The sequence below is a fragment of the Polaribacter marinaquae genome (assembly GCF_038019025.1).
Lineage (GTDB): Bacteria > Bacteroidota > Bacteroidia > Flavobacteriales > Flavobacteriaceae > Polaribacter > Polaribacter marinaquae.
This window is the reverse complement of record NZ_CP150496.1, coordinates 227,091-241,101: the sequence shown is the minus strand read 5'-3', so window position 1 is coordinate 241,101 and position 14,011 is coordinate 227,091. Positions and strand designations below refer to the sequence as shown.

General features: G+C 30.0%; 14 protein-coding genes. 7 read left to right on the top strand and 7 right to left on the bottom strand.

Annotation, left to right across the window (positions count from 1 at the left end; genetic code table 11):
- The first annotated feature begins 125 nt into the window (after positions 1-125).
- Positions 126-860: a flavodoxin family protein gene (locus tag WG950_RS01080; protein ID WP_340933554.1), complete on the top strand. Its 735-nt coding sequence runs from the start codon at positions 126-128 to the stop codon at positions 858-860.
- A 52-nt stretch (positions 861-912) separates the two neighbouring features.
- On the opposite strand, the gene leuB is transcribed toward WG950_RS01080, so the two are convergent.
- The 4 genes from leuB to leuC form a co-directional block, all read right to left on the bottom strand.
- Entirely contained in the window at positions 913-1,968 is a 1,056-nt protein-coding gene (gene leuB / locus WG950_RS01075) for a 3-isopropylmalate dehydrogenase (protein WP_340933552.1), read from the bottom strand.
- Between the two features lie 71 nt (positions 1,969-2,039).
- On the bottom strand, positions 2,040-3,560 hold the full coding sequence (locus tag WG950_RS01070; RefSeq protein WP_340933550.1) for an alpha-isopropylmalate synthase regulatory domain-containing protein: 1,521 nt from the start codon (positions 3,558-3,560) through the stop codon (positions 2,040-2,042).
- 27 nt (positions 3,561-3,587) lie between these two features.
- Positions 3,588-4,187, bottom strand: a complete 600-nt coding sequence (leuD, locus tag WG950_RS01065; RefSeq protein ID WP_079736764.1) for a 3-isopropylmalate dehydratase small subunit — start codon at positions 4,185-4,187, stop codon at positions 3,588-3,590.
- An 88-nt stretch (positions 4,188-4,275) separates the two neighbouring features.
- Positions 4,276-5,676 (bottom strand): 3-isopropylmalate dehydratase large subunit, encoded by a 1,401-nt coding sequence (gene leuC / locus WG950_RS01060; RefSeq protein WP_340933546.1) that lies wholly within the window; start codon positions 5,674-5,676, stop codon positions 4,276-4,278.
- Positions 5,677-6,072: 396 nt separating this feature from the next.
- Here leuC and WG950_RS01055 point away from each other — a divergent pair, with 396 nt between their 5' ends.
- The 4 genes from WG950_RS01055 (at position 6,073) to WG950_RS01040 (ending at position 8,163) form a co-directional block, all read left to right on the top strand.
- Positions 6,073-6,750, top strand: coding sequence for a hypothetical protein (locus WG950_RS01055; RefSeq protein ID WP_340933543.1), 678 nt, complete (start codon positions 6,073-6,075; stop codon positions 6,748-6,750).
- A gap of 3 nt (positions 6,751-6,753) precedes the next feature.
- On the top strand, positions 6,754-7,290 hold the full coding sequence (locus tag WG950_RS01050) for a YfiT family bacillithiol transferase (RefSeq protein WP_340933542.1): 537 nt from the start codon (positions 6,754-6,756) through the stop codon (positions 7,288-7,290).
- Between the two features lie 65 nt (positions 7,291-7,355).
- The gene (locus tag WG950_RS01045; protein ID WP_077809514.1) at positions 7,356-7,817 is read left to right on the top strand and encodes a DUF962 domain-containing protein; all 462 of its coding nucleotides are present in this window, start codon (positions 7,356-7,358) and stop codon (positions 7,815-7,817) included.
- Positions 7,818-7,821: 4 nt separating this feature from the next.
- Complete coding sequence (locus WG950_RS01040; protein WP_340933540.1) at positions 7,822-8,163, top strand: tRNA-binding protein; 342 nt, start codon at positions 7,822-7,824, stop codon at positions 8,161-8,163.
- Positions 8,164-8,171: 8 nt separating this feature from the next.
- Here the strand turns inward: WG950_RS01040 and WG950_RS01035 are convergent, their stop codons facing one another.
- Together WG950_RS01035 and WG950_RS01030 are read right to left on the bottom strand one after the other, a co-directional pair.
- Positions 8,172-8,330, bottom strand: coding sequence for a YqaE/Pmp3 family membrane protein (locus WG950_RS01035; protein WP_077809516.1), 159 nt, complete (start codon positions 8,328-8,330; stop codon positions 8,172-8,174).
- Between the two features lie 121 nt (positions 8,331-8,451).
- Positions 8,452-10,950, bottom strand: a complete 2,499-nt coding sequence (locus tag WG950_RS01030) for a M14 family metallopeptidase (RefSeq protein WP_340933537.1) — start codon at positions 10,948-10,950, stop codon at positions 8,452-8,454.
- Between the two features lie 198 nt (positions 10,951-11,148).
- On the opposite strand from WG950_RS01030, the gene WG950_RS01025 reads away from it, so the two are divergent.
- Entirely contained in the window at positions 11,149-12,993 is a 1,845-nt protein-coding gene (locus WG950_RS01025; protein WP_340933535.1) for a cystathionine beta-synthase, read from the top strand.
- A gap of 52 nt (positions 12,994-13,045) precedes the next feature.
- On the opposite strand, the gene WG950_RS01020 is transcribed toward WG950_RS01025, so the two are convergent.
- A complete protein-coding gene (locus WG950_RS01020; protein ID WP_340933533.1) occupies positions 13,046-13,357 on the bottom strand; it encodes a winged helix-turn-helix transcriptional regulator in 312 nt (103 codons plus the stop codon).
- 119 nt (positions 13,358-13,476) lie between these two features.
- Between WG950_RS01020 and WG950_RS01015 the strand changes: the two genes are divergently transcribed.
- The gene (locus WG950_RS01015) at positions 13,477-13,989 is read left to right on the top strand and encodes a lactoylglutathione lyase family protein (protein ID WP_340933531.1); all 513 of its coding nucleotides are present in this window, start codon (positions 13,477-13,479) and stop codon (positions 13,987-13,989) included.
- The last annotated feature ends 22 nt before the right edge of the window (positions 13,990-14,011 follow it).

Here is a 14,011-nt window from a genome sequence, read left to right as displayed (position 1 = left end):
CTCAATACATATTTTGTATTGAGGCTTTTTTGTTTTTGTTAAAAAAGTTAATTTAAAATCATAACTATTTAATTTTCTTTATATTAGAAATAATTCATTTAATTAATCTAATAAATACTTCTATTGTGAAAAAACCTGACTTTAGTAATTTAAAAGTTATATATGTTAATTGTACTTTAAAGAAATCTCCTGCCAAAAGCCACACCTCTTTATTAATGCAAGTTTCTAAAGACATTTTAAAAAAAGAAAAAGTAGATTTTGAAGAAATTAGATTTATCGATTATGAAGTAGCTAGCGGTGTTTATCCTGATATGACTGAGTATGGATGGAGTAAAGATGATTGGCCTATATTATTTAATAAAATAATTGAAGCTGATATTTTAATTGTAGGCACGCCAATTTGGCTAGGAGAAAAATCTTCTGAAGCTCAAAAATTAATAGAAAGATTGTATGCTATGAGTGGTAAAACAAATGATAAAGGACAGTATTTGTTTTATGGAAAAGTTGGTGGTTGTATAATAACAGGAAATGAAGATGGAGTTAAACATTGTGCTATGGGTATTTTATATTCTTTACAACATGTAGGCTATTCTATTCCACCGCAAGCAGATGCTGGCTGGATAGGTGAAGTTGGTCCTGGACAAAGTTATGGCGATACAGAATGGAAAAATAAAAAATTAGAAAACCCTGTTGGTTATACAAGTGATTTCACAAATAGAAATACCACCTTTATGACTTATAATTTATTACATCTAGCATCATTATTAAAAAGTAATAAGGGATATCCAAGTTATGGTAATTCTAGAAAAGATTGGGATGATGGAGAACGTTGGAGTTTTGAAAACCCAGAATATAGATAAAGTTAAAAAAGCGTATTCTTTTGAATACGCCTTTTTTAAAACTCTATTTTTTTTATATATTTTTAGACAACCAATCTCCTACTTCACTTGTTCCGAAAGCTTTACCTCCATCTGCTAAATCTTCGGTAACTATACCTTTATTTAAAGCACTATTTACGGCATCTCTAATTGCTTTACCTTCTTTTTGTAAACCAAAGTTTTCGAACATCATTGCTGCAGATAAAACTGTCGCCATTGGGTTTGCAATATTTAAACCTGTTGCTTGTGGATACGAACCGTGAATTGGCTCAAATAAACCAATATTAGAACCTAAAGATGCACTTGGCATTAACCCCATAGAACCAGATATAACAGAAGCTTCATCTGTTAAAATATCACCAAATAAATTTTCTGTAATTAAAACATCATAACTATTTGGCCATTGTACCAAACGCATTGCAACGGCATCTACAAATTCATAAGAAACTTCAACTTCTGGATATTCTTTCTCCATGGCTTGTACAGTTTCTCTCCACAATCTAGAAGTTTCTAAAACATTTGCTTTATCTACGCAGCAAAGTTTTTTACCACGAGTCATTGCTAATTCAAAACCTTTTTTTGCCAATCGTTGTACTTCTGCTCTAGTATAAACACAATTATCAAAAGCTGTTTCACCTTCATCTCTTCTACCCTTTTCGCCAAAATAAATACCACCTGTTAGTTCACGTAAAAAGACCAAATCTGTACCTTCAATTCTTTCTCTTTTTAAAGGAGATTTATCTAATAAAGAAGGAAATGTAAATGTTGGTCTAACATTAGCAAACAGACCTAATTTTTTACGCATTTTTAATAAACCTTGTTCTGGTCGAACTTTTGCTGATGGATCGTTATCAAATCTTGGATGACCAATAGCGCCGAATAATACAGCATCTGAAGAAGCACAAATTTCATGCGTTTCATCTGGATAAGGTTCTCCGACAGCATCTATGGCTGCAGCACCAGTTAAAGCTGGTCTCCAATTTATCTCATGATTAAATTTTTTAGCAACTGCATCAGATACTTTTACTGCTTGATCAATTACTTCTGGTCCAATTCCGTCTCCTGCTAATAAGGCTATATTTAATTTCATTTTCTATTTTCTATTTTGGCTCTTAGCTTTTGGCTCTTAGCTATATGCTAATTGCTAAAAGCAAAAAGCTATTATATAATATTTAACATTTTTTCTGTGGCTTTAATTGCAGATACTGTTTGATCTGAATCTAAACCATGTGTTATAAACTCTTTTTCTTCTCTTTGCCAAGTTATAATAGTTTCACACAATGCATCAGAATGACTTCCGGGAGGAATTCTAACAGCGTAATCTATTAACTTTGGTAATTCTCTTTTACTATGTATTTTATATAATTTTTTTAATGCATTCATAAAAGCATCAAACTGTCCGTCTCCTTGCGCATGTGCTTCATATAAAATCCCTTCAACTTTTAATTGCAATGTTGTAGAAGGTTTCATTCCTTTTGCATGACCTAAGACATAGTTTTCTACAACTACACGTTTTTCTATGGTGTCGCTATCTAAAACATCAGAAATTATATATGGTAAATCTTCTTGAGAAACAATTTCTTTTTTATCTCCTAATTCTATAATTCTTTGCGTTACTTTTTTTAACTCTTCATCATTTAAACTAAGTCCTAAATCTTGTAAATTCTTCTGAATATTTGCCTTACCAGATGTTTTACCTAAAGCATATTTACGTTTTCTACCAAAACGCTCTGGCATTAAATCATTAAAATAAAGATTGTTTTTATTATCACCGTCTGCATGAATACCTGCAGTTTGCGTAAAAACATTGGCACCAACTACAGGCTTATTTACAGGAATTCTAAATCCTGAAAAAGTTTCTACTAGTTTACTAACTTTATTTAACGCTTTTTCATTCACATTAACTTCACAATTATCTAAAAAATCATTAATAACTGCAATAACGCTTGCCATAGGTGCATTTCCTGCACGCTCACCCATTCCGTTAATTGTTAAATGTAAACCATTTACACCAGCTTTAACAGCCTCCATGACATTAGCAACTCCTAAATCGTAATCATTATGTCCATGAAAATCAAAGTGCAACTTCGTATACCTTTCCCTTAAAGCTGTAACATATTTATAAGTTTCATCGGGAGTTAAAACTCCTAAAGTATCTGGCAATAAAACACGTTCTATCTTTTGATTTGTTAAAAAATCTAAATAAGCTAAAACATATTCTTTAGAATTACGCATTCCGTTTGACCAATCTTCTAGATAAACATTGGTTTTAATGTCTTTTTTAGTTGCTAATTCTATTGTAGATTCAATATCTTTAAAATGTTGTTCTGGTGTTTTTTTTAATTGATGTGTAAGATGATTTAAAGAGCCTTTGGTTAATAAATTCTGAACTTTAGCACCAGATTCTAACATCCAATTGATAGATTTTCCTCCATCAACAAAAGTTAACACTTCGATGTTTTCTAAAAAATGATGTTCTTTTGCCCAAGAAGTAATTTTTTTTACTGCTTGTAATTCACCTTCAGAAACTCTTGCAGATGCAATTTCTAAACGATCTACCTTTAATTCTTCAAGTAATAATTTAGCAATTGTTAATTTTTCTGAAACCGAAAACGACACTCCTGATGTTTGTTCTCCATCACGAAGTGTCGTATCCATTATTTCTATCTTTCTACTAACCATAGTATTTTTAACCTTTAAAAGTTATTCTTAAAATGGTCTAGTTTCTGCAAATGTAGAAATTTCGTTTTCGATGTTTTTTAAATAATCTATATCATCGAAACCGTTTAACATGTTATCTTTTTTGTAAGCATTAATTTCAAAAGATTCAGATTCACCAGTTGCTACCAAAGTAACAGTTTGACTTGGTAAATCTACTTTTATTTCAGTTTTAGGATCTGCCATAATCGCAGTAAATAAAGTATCTGCAAATTCTGGTGAAACCTGTACAGGTAAAACCCCAACGTTTAAACAGTTATTTTTAAAAATATCTGCAAATGCTGATGAAATTACACAACGTAAACCAAAATCATACACAGACCAAGCTGCATGTTCTCTAGAAGAACCCGAACCAAAATTTCTACCTCCAACAAGAATTTTAGAACCTGCGTAAATTTCTTTATTTAAAGGAAAATCTGCTTTTGGTGTTCCGTCTTGATTAAATCTCCAATCACGAAAAAAATTGATATCAAAATCTTTACGCTCTGTAGCTTTTAAAAAACGAGCAGGAATTATTTGATCTGTATCTACATTTTCTGTTGGTAATGGATAAGCTGTACTTGTTAGTACATTAAATTTATCGTAAGCCATTGTTTTTATACTTTTAGCCTTTAGCAGTTAGCTGTTGGCAATAATTAATAATTTTAAGCTAATGGCTAACCGCCAAAAGCTATAGCTATTATGCTGTTAATAATGTTCTTGGATCTGTTACAACACCTTCTACTGCAGATGCTGCAGCAACTAATGGTGATGCTAATAAAGTTCTAGATCCAGGTCCTTGTCTACCTTCAAAGTTTCTGTTTGATGTTGAAACTGATAATTTTCCTGAAGGAATTTTATCATCATTCATCGCCAAACAAGCAGAACATCCAGGTTCTCTTAAAACAAAACCGGCATCATCTATAATTTTATCTAAACCTTCTTCTTTAATTTGATCTACAACTTTATGTGAACCTGGTACTAACCAAGCAGTCACATTCTCTGCTTTTTTTCTTCCTTCTACAATAGAACAGAATGCTCTAAAATCTTCTATACGACCGTTTGTACAAGATCCTAAGAAAACAAAATCTATTTCTTTACCTATCATTGCATCGCCTTCGTTAAAAGACATGTAACCTAAAGATTTTTTATATGTTTCTACGCCACCTTCTACATTTTCTGCGTTTGGTATCGATTTTGTTACTCCCATTCCCATACCTGGGTTTGTTCCATATGTAATCATTGGTTCAATATCTGAAGCTTCATAATTAAATTCTACATCAAACTCTGCGCCTTCTTCTGTATATAAAGTTTCCCAATATTTCATTGCTTTGTCCCAATCTGCTCCTTTTGGAGTTTGAGAACGTCCTTTGATATAATCGAACGTCTTTTGGTCTGGAGCAATCATACCACCACGTGCACCCATTTCAATAGATAAGTTACACACAGTCATTCGACCTTCCATTGTCATGTCTTCAAAAACATCACCAGCATATTCTACAAAATAACCGGTAGCACCAGAAGTAGTTTGTTTTGATATAATATATAAGGCAACATCTTTTGGCGTAACACCCAAACCTAACTTACCATTTACGTTAATACGCATTTTTTTAGGTTTTGGTTGCATAATACATTGTGTAGATAATACCATTTCTACTTCTGAAGTACCAATACCAAAAGCAATTGCACCAAAAGCACCATGCGTAGATGTATGCGAATCTCCACAAACAATAGTTGCTCCAGGCAAAGTAATTCCGTTTTCTGGACCAACAACATGCACAATTCCGTTATTTACGTTACCTAAACCCCAGTGAGAAATACCATACTTTGCAGCATTTTTTTCTAAAGCATTTAATTGATTTGCAGATAAAGGATCTGCAACTGGTAAATGTTGATTTATTGTTGGTGTGTTATGATCTGCAGTTGCAAAAGTTCTCTCTGGATAAACAACACTGTTTCCTCTACTTTCTAATCCTAAGAAAGCTACAGGACTTGTAACTTCATGGATAAAATGACGATCTATAAAAAAAACATCTGGTCCGTCTTTTACGCTACGTACCACATGTGAATCCCATACTTTGTCAAATAATGTTTTTGCCATTTTTTTCTTTGTTATATTCAAACTATAATCTACTCTCAAAAATATAGTATTCCTTAAATTAAAAACTTTAAAATAAAACAAAAGCATTATACCCAAATGTTAAAGTCTTTTTTAACTATTTAAAATTCAGATATTTAAATCAAATTAAAATACGATGTCTAATATTTGAAAGTTTCTGTCAATTAAAATTTATGTAAAATAAATCCGAAGTGAAATACAAACAAACGGAATCATTTTTTACACCTTTAAAAATCAATAAATTAACTACATTTACCTTAAAATTATCTTTTAAAGCTATTTTACTATATTGGATATGTGAATTTTAAGAAAACTGATTATTGTTGTAACAATATCCTTCTTTGAATCGTCTTATCTCTAAAATTAACCAATTTAACCATGAAAAAATCTATATTAATTTTATTCTTACTTAGTTTATGTATCAGCTGCTCTTCTTCTAAAAACTCTGAAGAATTTGTAAATAAAGCAGAAGGTCGTTATCTTTTTAATGCCAACGAAGTTTTAGAAGTTTACTTTAAAGAACAAGAACTTTATGTAAAATGGAGAGGTAGAGATGATATTAAACCTTTAAAGGTTAGTGAAAAATCTTTCTATATGAAAGAGATGAATGAAAAAATGATTTTTATAACAGAACCTACTATTCAAATTAAATTAGCAGAAAAAACTGAACATAAAGGTGTAAAGTATCATTTTAAAAAAATGGCTGCAAATGAAAAAACTCCGCATGAATACTTTGCGAACAAAGAATACAAAAAAGCACTAGAAGGTTACTTAAAAATTAAAAAACAAGATTCTTTAAATCCTGTTATTAGAGAGTATGAAATAAACGGCATTGGCTATAGCTACCTTAGAGAAAAGGAATTTGAAAAAGCGATAGAGATTTTTAAAATTAATACCGTTTTACACAGCAATAGTTCTAATACTTTTGATAGTTTGGCAGAAGCATATTTATATAATAAAGATACAACAAACGCAATTGTAAACTATAAAAAAGCGCTATCAATTAATTCTGAAAATAAAGGTGCTTTAAGAAGCTTAAAAAAAATTACGAAATAGTAAATGGATTTAGAAAAATTAAAATATCCGATAGGTAAAACAAAACTACCAACTTCTATTACTGATAAAGATTTAGAAGAATGGATTTCTGTTCTAGAAAGATTTCCGCATGAATTAGAATTTTTAACCAAAGATTTATCCGAAAATCAACTTGATACTCCATACAGAAAAGATGGCTGGACAGTTAGACAAGTAATACATCATTGTTATGATAGTCATCATAATTCTTACATACGTTTTAAATGGGCTTTAACAGAAGAAAATCCAGAAATTAAAGCTTATTTTGAAGAACGTTGGGCAGAATTACACGATACTAAATCTGCTCCAGTTTCTCTCTCTTTGGACGCCCTAAAAGCTTTACATGCAAAATGGGTTTATTTATTAAAAGGTTTATCTAAAAAAGAATTATTAAGAAAATTTACGCATCCAGCTAGTAAAGACGTAATAACGCTACAAGAAAATATAGGTATTTACGCGTGGCATTGTTTGCATCATTATGCGCATATAGAACAATTAATGTTAAGAGAAGGTTGGCAATAAAAAAATGTAATATTTCATTTCTATAAAAATAACTATATTACGAGTTCTAATTTTATAGAAAAACAATGAAAAATGCACAACAATGGTTTGATGAATACGCTGTAAGTCATCAAAATGAAACAAATCAAATGGTACATTATATTTGTGTGCCTTTAATATTTTTTAGTGTTATTGGTTTATTAATGAGTATACCAACAACTTTTTTAGAAAATACAATTGGCCTTTATAATCCTTTAATCGAAAATTGGGCAGTTGTAATTGGTTTGGTTATTTCTCTTTTTTATTTACAATTAGGTTTTTGGTATTTTGTAGAAATGCTATTTGTAATTTTATTATCGGTTATTGGAAATTATTGGTTAGGAAATAATTTTAATCTATTATATGCATCAATAACCATATTTGTATTAGCTTGGATTGGACAGTTTTGGGGACATAAAGTTGAAGGTAAAAAACCTTCTTTTGCCAAAGATTTACAATTTTTATTAATTGGACCGTTATGGGTAATTCAAAAAATAGGTAAAAAATAAAAAAATGGAGAACAAAGAAATAACTTTTGAAGATTTTTTAAAAGTTGATATAAGAATAGGTAGAATTATAGAAGTTAACGATTTTCCGAAAGCTAAAAAACCTGCATATCAACTTAAAATAGATTTTGGTGCTTTGGGTATAAAAAAATCTAGCGCTCAAATAACTGATTTGTATACTAAGGAAGAACTTTTAAATAAACAAATTTCTGCAATTGTAAATTTTAAACCAAGACAGATTGCTAATTTTATGAGCGAAGTTTTAGTTATTGGTGTATATAATGTAGAAAGAAATGTTGTACTTCTTAAACCTTCTAAAGAAATTAAAAACGGAGAGCAAATTTCTTAATTAAGTATTTATTTGTTTGGGTTATTTAAAATTACTAATGCTCCTATAACTCCAGGAATCCAGCCACAAAGCGTTAATAAAAAAATGATAAAGAAAGATCCACAACCTTTATCAATTACAGATAATGGCGGAAAAATAATAGCAAATAATACTCTAAAAAAACTCATAATACAATTTTGTTGGTTCTATAATTAAGACGATTACCAATTAAAATTGTTACATAAAAAAAGTGATAGAAAGTATAATAATTAAACTTTCTATCACTTTTTATTTTATTATAAATGAAATTTACATTTTATCTCCAAAGTAAATAGCATTCATCAATAACTTATTTGTACCGTACCAAAATGCTCTAAAGTTGGTATTATCTGTAAATACAATTACTTTTCCTCTACCCATTCTTTGGGTTTTAAAAGGTATTGTTTTACCAATTACTTTGGCATTCTCTTTCGAAATATAACCACTTAATAACGGGTTTTTTGTATATTGAATTGGGTTGTTATAGCTATTTTTATCGGCTATAATAAACATCGTCGAATTTCTGAATAAAGCTACTTTATCATTTTTATAACCAAAGTTAACCGGATGTGATCTATCTATATCCGCTTCAAAAATTGCACCACCAATTACTTGTGCACCAGATTTTAAACTACGGTTTTCAAACGTAACATTTTCTGCAGGTGCAACTTCAGCATTTACAAATTCTAAGTTGATAAATTTACTTCTAGCCAACCATCTTGCCGTGTTTTTGTAACCAATTAAAACACCACCGTTTCTAACCCAAACTTTTAATTTTTCTTCTGCACTTTTACCTAAATTATAACTACTTGGTATAATAATAGAAGTGTATTTAGAAATATCTACTCTATTAAATCCTCTCATATCTAATCGCGTTAAAGCAATATCGAATCTTTGATCTAATAAATGCCAAATTTCTCCAGAATCATTTCCTGTTATTCCGTCGCCAACCAACATAGCAACTTTTTGCTTTTTAATGTTTCTAAAATTGTTACTTCCTAAATCTATTCCTTCGTTTAAACCTGTTACAACACCATCCATAGAAATATTACTATTCTTAGCAACATTTTGCAAGAACACATATAATTCTGATGCATTTAAACTTTGATTTTGAACCGGAATAAATACCGTTCCGTAATCATAAGAAGTATTTCCGTTTGTAAAGTTTTTCATAGAAACTTTTGCACGAATTCCTTTTTGTAAAATTTCATTTAACGCTTTTGGTGCATAATATTCGTTCCATGGCATTAAATATCCATATTCACTTTTAGAAGAAACAACACCTTGCTTCATCTTTAAATTTGTTATTTCTTTTCCTGCTTTTGATAAAGAAATATTTTCTGCATAATCTACACCAAATGCATGATTAAATGTCCAAGCAGAAACATCATAAAACAAACTATCTGCAAAAGAAGTTCTAACATCAAACATTGCTTTTACCAATCTTTGATTTTTTTGATTCATTGGCACAACGTAACTGTAACCTTTTTTAAACTTCTTTCCGTTTTGTGTAAAATCAGATTTTACTTCGTGAATTTTTATTTTCTGATTCTTTAAAACTTCTGCTAAATGAAAACTTTTTGCTGCATCTTTTTCATCACCAAAAACAATCGCTTTATTACTACCAGAATTTCTAGATTCTTTGTAAAAATCTTGCTGATATTTTAAAATTTTAACTCTCATTTTTCTACTTGCTTCTAAAGTAGATAATGCTGCAGTAAATTGGTTTCTAATAGTAAACGGAAACGTTAACACTCCGTTTATTGTTTCTTGAGCATGACCTCTAGAACTACCTTGTTCAAATAAAATACCAATACTACCATTAATGTCTGGAAAAGTAGAACCTTTACCATAATAAAAATCGTCGTAACTTTCTTCAGAATAATATAAAGAACCTATTTTATCTAAAGCTTTTGCATGATAAGAACCTATTTCTTTCGTTAATTCTTGATTTAATTTTGGTGTTAACGGGTTTGTTCTAGAAGGAACTCCTGGTTGAAAAAAGAAACTAGAATTACTTCCCATTTCATGATGATCTGTTAAAACATTTGGCAACCATTTATGAAAAGTAGCTATTCTTGCTTTACTTTCTGGCAATTGCACAGGCAACCAATCTCTATTCATATCAAACTGATAATGATTTGTTCTTCCTCTTGGCCAAATTTCTGAATATTCTCTGTCGTTTGGATCTGGATTTATATTTTTACTTCTGTTGGTATTTGCCCAATATGCAAAACGTTGCAATCCGTCAGGATTTAAAGAAGGGTCAAATAAAATTACCGTATTTTCTAGTAAATCGTCTATTTCACTTCCTTGTGCCGCAGCCAAATAATACGCAACTGCTAATGCAGCATTAGAACCACTTGCTTCGTTACCATGTATAGAAAAACCTTGATACACCACAATTTTATTATTGCTAACATCTACGTTACTATTGTTTGTAGCATCGATATGATTTTTTCTAATTTCTTCTAAATTTTGATGGTTTTTAGGAGACGTAATTGTTAATAAATACAATTGTCTGTCTTCGTAAGTTTTACCTCTTTTCTCTATTGAAATTCTATCTGAAGAAGCCGCTAAAACTTTCATGTATTCTGATAATTTATCATGAGTAATGTGCCACTCTCCTACTTCATGACCAATTACTGATGCTGGCGTAGGTATTGCTGAATTATAAGAAACATCTTTAGGTAAATAATAAGATAAATCTACTTTTTGAGCAGAAACTGTTATTGAAATAAACAGGAAAAATAATATAATTTTTTTCATAAATTAAAAGTTGGTTATCTAACAAATATAAGGATTCGTTAATTTTAATGATATTCTTTAACAACTTATTAACTTCTTTTTAATAAAATGATTAAAACTGCAAATAATTGGTAAGTTTAATTGACGTAAATCGTCTTAATATTTTTAAAAAATAACGCAATTTAACGTAAATTGCAATCCTATTTTTAAGTGAAGATTATGCAAGACAATAAAACCATAAATTATATTAAAAGCGTAGTAAATAATATGCCTAGTAATTGGCTAAATTTAACAACGCATCGATTAGATATTTATAATGAAGAATTAGCTAAAATTCAGTTTTTAGAGCATTTCGAAAAACTATACGAAGCTAATAATTTAGAACAATCTGCTTTAGATCTTTTGCCAACGGCATACGATTATATTAGATTAGGACATCCTTTATCTTGTGTTTTAGAATGGTCTATTGCAAAGTTAAATAACTTAGACGCCTCGAATGTTATCAGTTTTTCATCTAAAACTACACCCATTCTTGCCGTTTTAAGAAAAAACTTAATCGAAAACAAAAATACAAGAATTTTATATACAGATAGTTTGCCTAAATCTTTTTCATCAGAAATGATAAAAACAGTTTACGGTTATACATTCGAAACTCAAAAAATTGAAGATTTAAATTCTATTTCTCCTTTTGATGGTAGCACTATTTTGGTTGCTTCGAATCCTGAAATTGGCGAATTAACAATGCATAAAAACATAGATTTTTATTTGAATCTTTACCAAGAGTTAGGAAGTATTTTAGTTGTTAACGGAACAGAAAATGAAGAATACATTTCCGAAATTCAGCATGTAAGAAGAAGAGAAACTGTTGCAATGACACCTGCAAACACCTTAAATGCTTTACAAATTTTAACTGATAATGTTAATATATCTGAAAAAAGTAAAGTAAATCTTAATGATAAAGCATCCGTTTTAGAAGAAATTAAAAGTATAACAGGTACAAATTTAAAACCTGTTGTTGGTTCTAGCGGTTTGTCTATTCAATATGCCATAATGATGGGATTAGTAGACAATGCTCTAGAAAATCATAAAGGAAAAGCTATTAAATTTATAGTACCACCAAATTGTTATGGTGGAACAAATGACCAAGCAAGACGTGTAGCTGCATGTTTAGATTTTGTAGAAGTTGTAGATTTACCGGTAGATGGTGATAATGATATGGTTAAAAGTATTCATACTGTTTTAAATAAGATTGCTAAACAAGATGCTGTACCTTATATTATTGCAGAAATACCTACAAATCCTAGAGTTGAAGTACCAGAATTATTAGCTTTAAAAGAAGTTTTAAGCAAAGAAAGAAAAACAGAAAATGGTTCTATTGCCGTTGATCCTGTATTTATATTAGACCAAACTTTTTGCCCAAATGTATTGTTTTTAGGTGAAGGAAAAATCTTATCTACTGTAAGAACAATTTCTTACGCAAGTGGTTCTAAATTTCCTAGCGGAGGAAAATGTACAGCAGGTTATTGTGTTGGAAATGATAAAACTGAAAACCTTATTGATAAAATTCATACTCATTTAGAATTATGTGATAATGAAGCTACAGCACATCAATATGAAATTTTGGCTAAGCAATTGCCATCAATGAATCAAAGAATTGCTGATGCATACACAAACACTAGAGAATTTGTAAACTTTATTCAAAAAGTTTTACCTGAAGCTAAAATTAATTTTGTTTCAGAAGCATTGGCTAAAGAAGGTTTTACACCGTCTGTGTTTTCTTTAGATTTACCAACAAAAGGTAATTCTGATGAAGAAAGAGAAGCTTACAAGAGAGCATTGAATTTAAAGTTGATAAATTTAATGATTACGGAAATTCCGGATGAAAGCAAATATTGTGTTAGTTACGGACAATTAAAAGGTTGTTATTGGACGATTCCTGCAACTTCTACACAAGGAACCACAAAAGAAGGTGACAAAGATTATATTGCACGTGTTGCCTTATCTGCAAACCTAAATTTAGAATTACATAAACAAGTTTTTCAAAAATTTGTAGATAGTATTTAAAAAAAGCTAATCGAAAAAAACAAAGCCTAAGAACTGATTCTTAGGCTTTTTTTTATTTATAATTTTCTGTTCCCCAACGGTCTAAGCTTCTTAAAATATATTCTAAAGTTTTTCCTTTTTCGGTTAAAGCATATTCAACCTTTGGAGGAACAACGGGATATATTTTTCGAGTAATCAATTCGTCTTTTTCTAATTCTCTTACTGTTTGCGTAAACATTTTATTAGAAATACCTTCTATATGCTTTTGCAAAACACCAGACCTTAATCCTCCATCTAATAAATGGAATAACACCAAAGGTTTCCATTTAGTACCTATTAAACTCATTGTATAATTTAGCGGGCATTTCAATTTATTTTCAATCATAATTTAAAATTAAAAATCTAAAAATCAATATTTTACTCTTTTTAGAAACTATACTACTTTTAGGTAAGTTATTGTCTATATGACAAATATAAACGAATTTTGCATCTTAAATTAACAACATGAAAGAAACAAAAAATTATCCGAAGTCATTTTCTCATATTGGTATTACTGTACCAGATATAAATAAAGCTGTAGAATTTTATTCTGAAGTTATGGGTTGGTACGTTATAATGCAGCCATCAGAAATAAAAAAAGAAACAGAAACAGCTATTGGGCAAATGTGTATCGATGTTTTTGGTAACGATTGGACCTCTTTTGAGATTGCACATTTAGCAACCTCAGACGGAATTGGAGTTGAATTATTTTCTTTTCCTGACGGTATTAAAGAAGCACCAGAATTTAATCCATTTAATACAGGATTATTTCATTTTTGTGTTCAAGATCCTAATATCGAAGAATTGATAGAAAAAATTATTTCTTACGGAGGAAAACAACGAATGCCAATTAGAGAATACTATCCAAAAGACAAACCTTTTAAAATGTGTTATGTAGAAGATCCTTTCGGAATTGTGTTTGAAATTTACACACATAGTTACGAATTAACTTATTCTTCTGGAGCATATGCAGAGTAATCTAAAAGAAAAAAGCTCAAGA

Coding starts and splice junctions, on each gene's coding strand:
- WG950_RS01020 (WP_340933533.1), bottom strand. CDS start 13,357: ATGATTGAAAATAAATTGAAATGCCCGCTAAATTATACAATGAGTTTA.
- WG950_RS01040 (WP_340933540.1), top strand. CDS start 7,822: ATGGAGAACAAAGAAATAACTTTTGAAGATTTTTTAAAAGTTGATATA.
- WG950_RS01050 (WP_340933542.1), top strand. CDS start 6,754: ATGGATTTAGAAAAATTAAAATATCCGATAGGTAAAACAAAACTACCA.
- leuB (WP_340933552.1), bottom strand. CDS start 1,968: ATGAAATTAAATATAGCCTTATTAGCAGGAGACGGAATTGGACCAGAA.
- WG950_RS01055 (WP_340933543.1), top strand. CDS start 6,073: ATGAAAAAATCTATATTAATTTTATTCTTACTTAGTTTATGTATCAGC.
- WG950_RS01015 (WP_340933531.1), top strand. CDS start 13,477: ATGAAAGAAACAAAAAATTATCCGAAGTCATTTTCTCATATTGGTATT.
- WG950_RS01070 (WP_340933550.1), bottom strand. CDS start 3,560: ATGGTTAGTAGAAAGATAGAAATAATGGATACGACACTTCGTGATGGA.
- leuD (WP_079736764.1), bottom strand. CDS start 4,187: ATGGCTTACGATAAATTTAATGTACTAACAAGTACAGCTTATCCATTA.
- WG950_RS01025 (WP_340933535.1), top strand. CDS start 11,149: ATGCAAGACAATAAAACCATAAATTATATTAAAAGCGTAGTAAATAAT.
- WG950_RS01030 (WP_340933537.1), bottom strand. CDS start 10,950: ATGAAAAAAATTATATTATTTTTCCTGTTTATTTCAATAACAGTTTCT.
- WG950_RS01035 (WP_077809516.1), bottom strand. CDS start 8,330: ATGAGTTTTTTTAGAGTATTATTTGCTATTATTTTTCCGCCATTATCT.
- leuC (WP_340933546.1), bottom strand. CDS start 5,676: ATGGCAAAAACATTATTTGACAAAGTATGGGATTCACATGTGGTACGT.
- WG950_RS01045 (WP_077809514.1), top strand. CDS start 7,356: ATGAAAAATGCACAACAATGGTTTGATGAATACGCTGTAAGTCATCAA.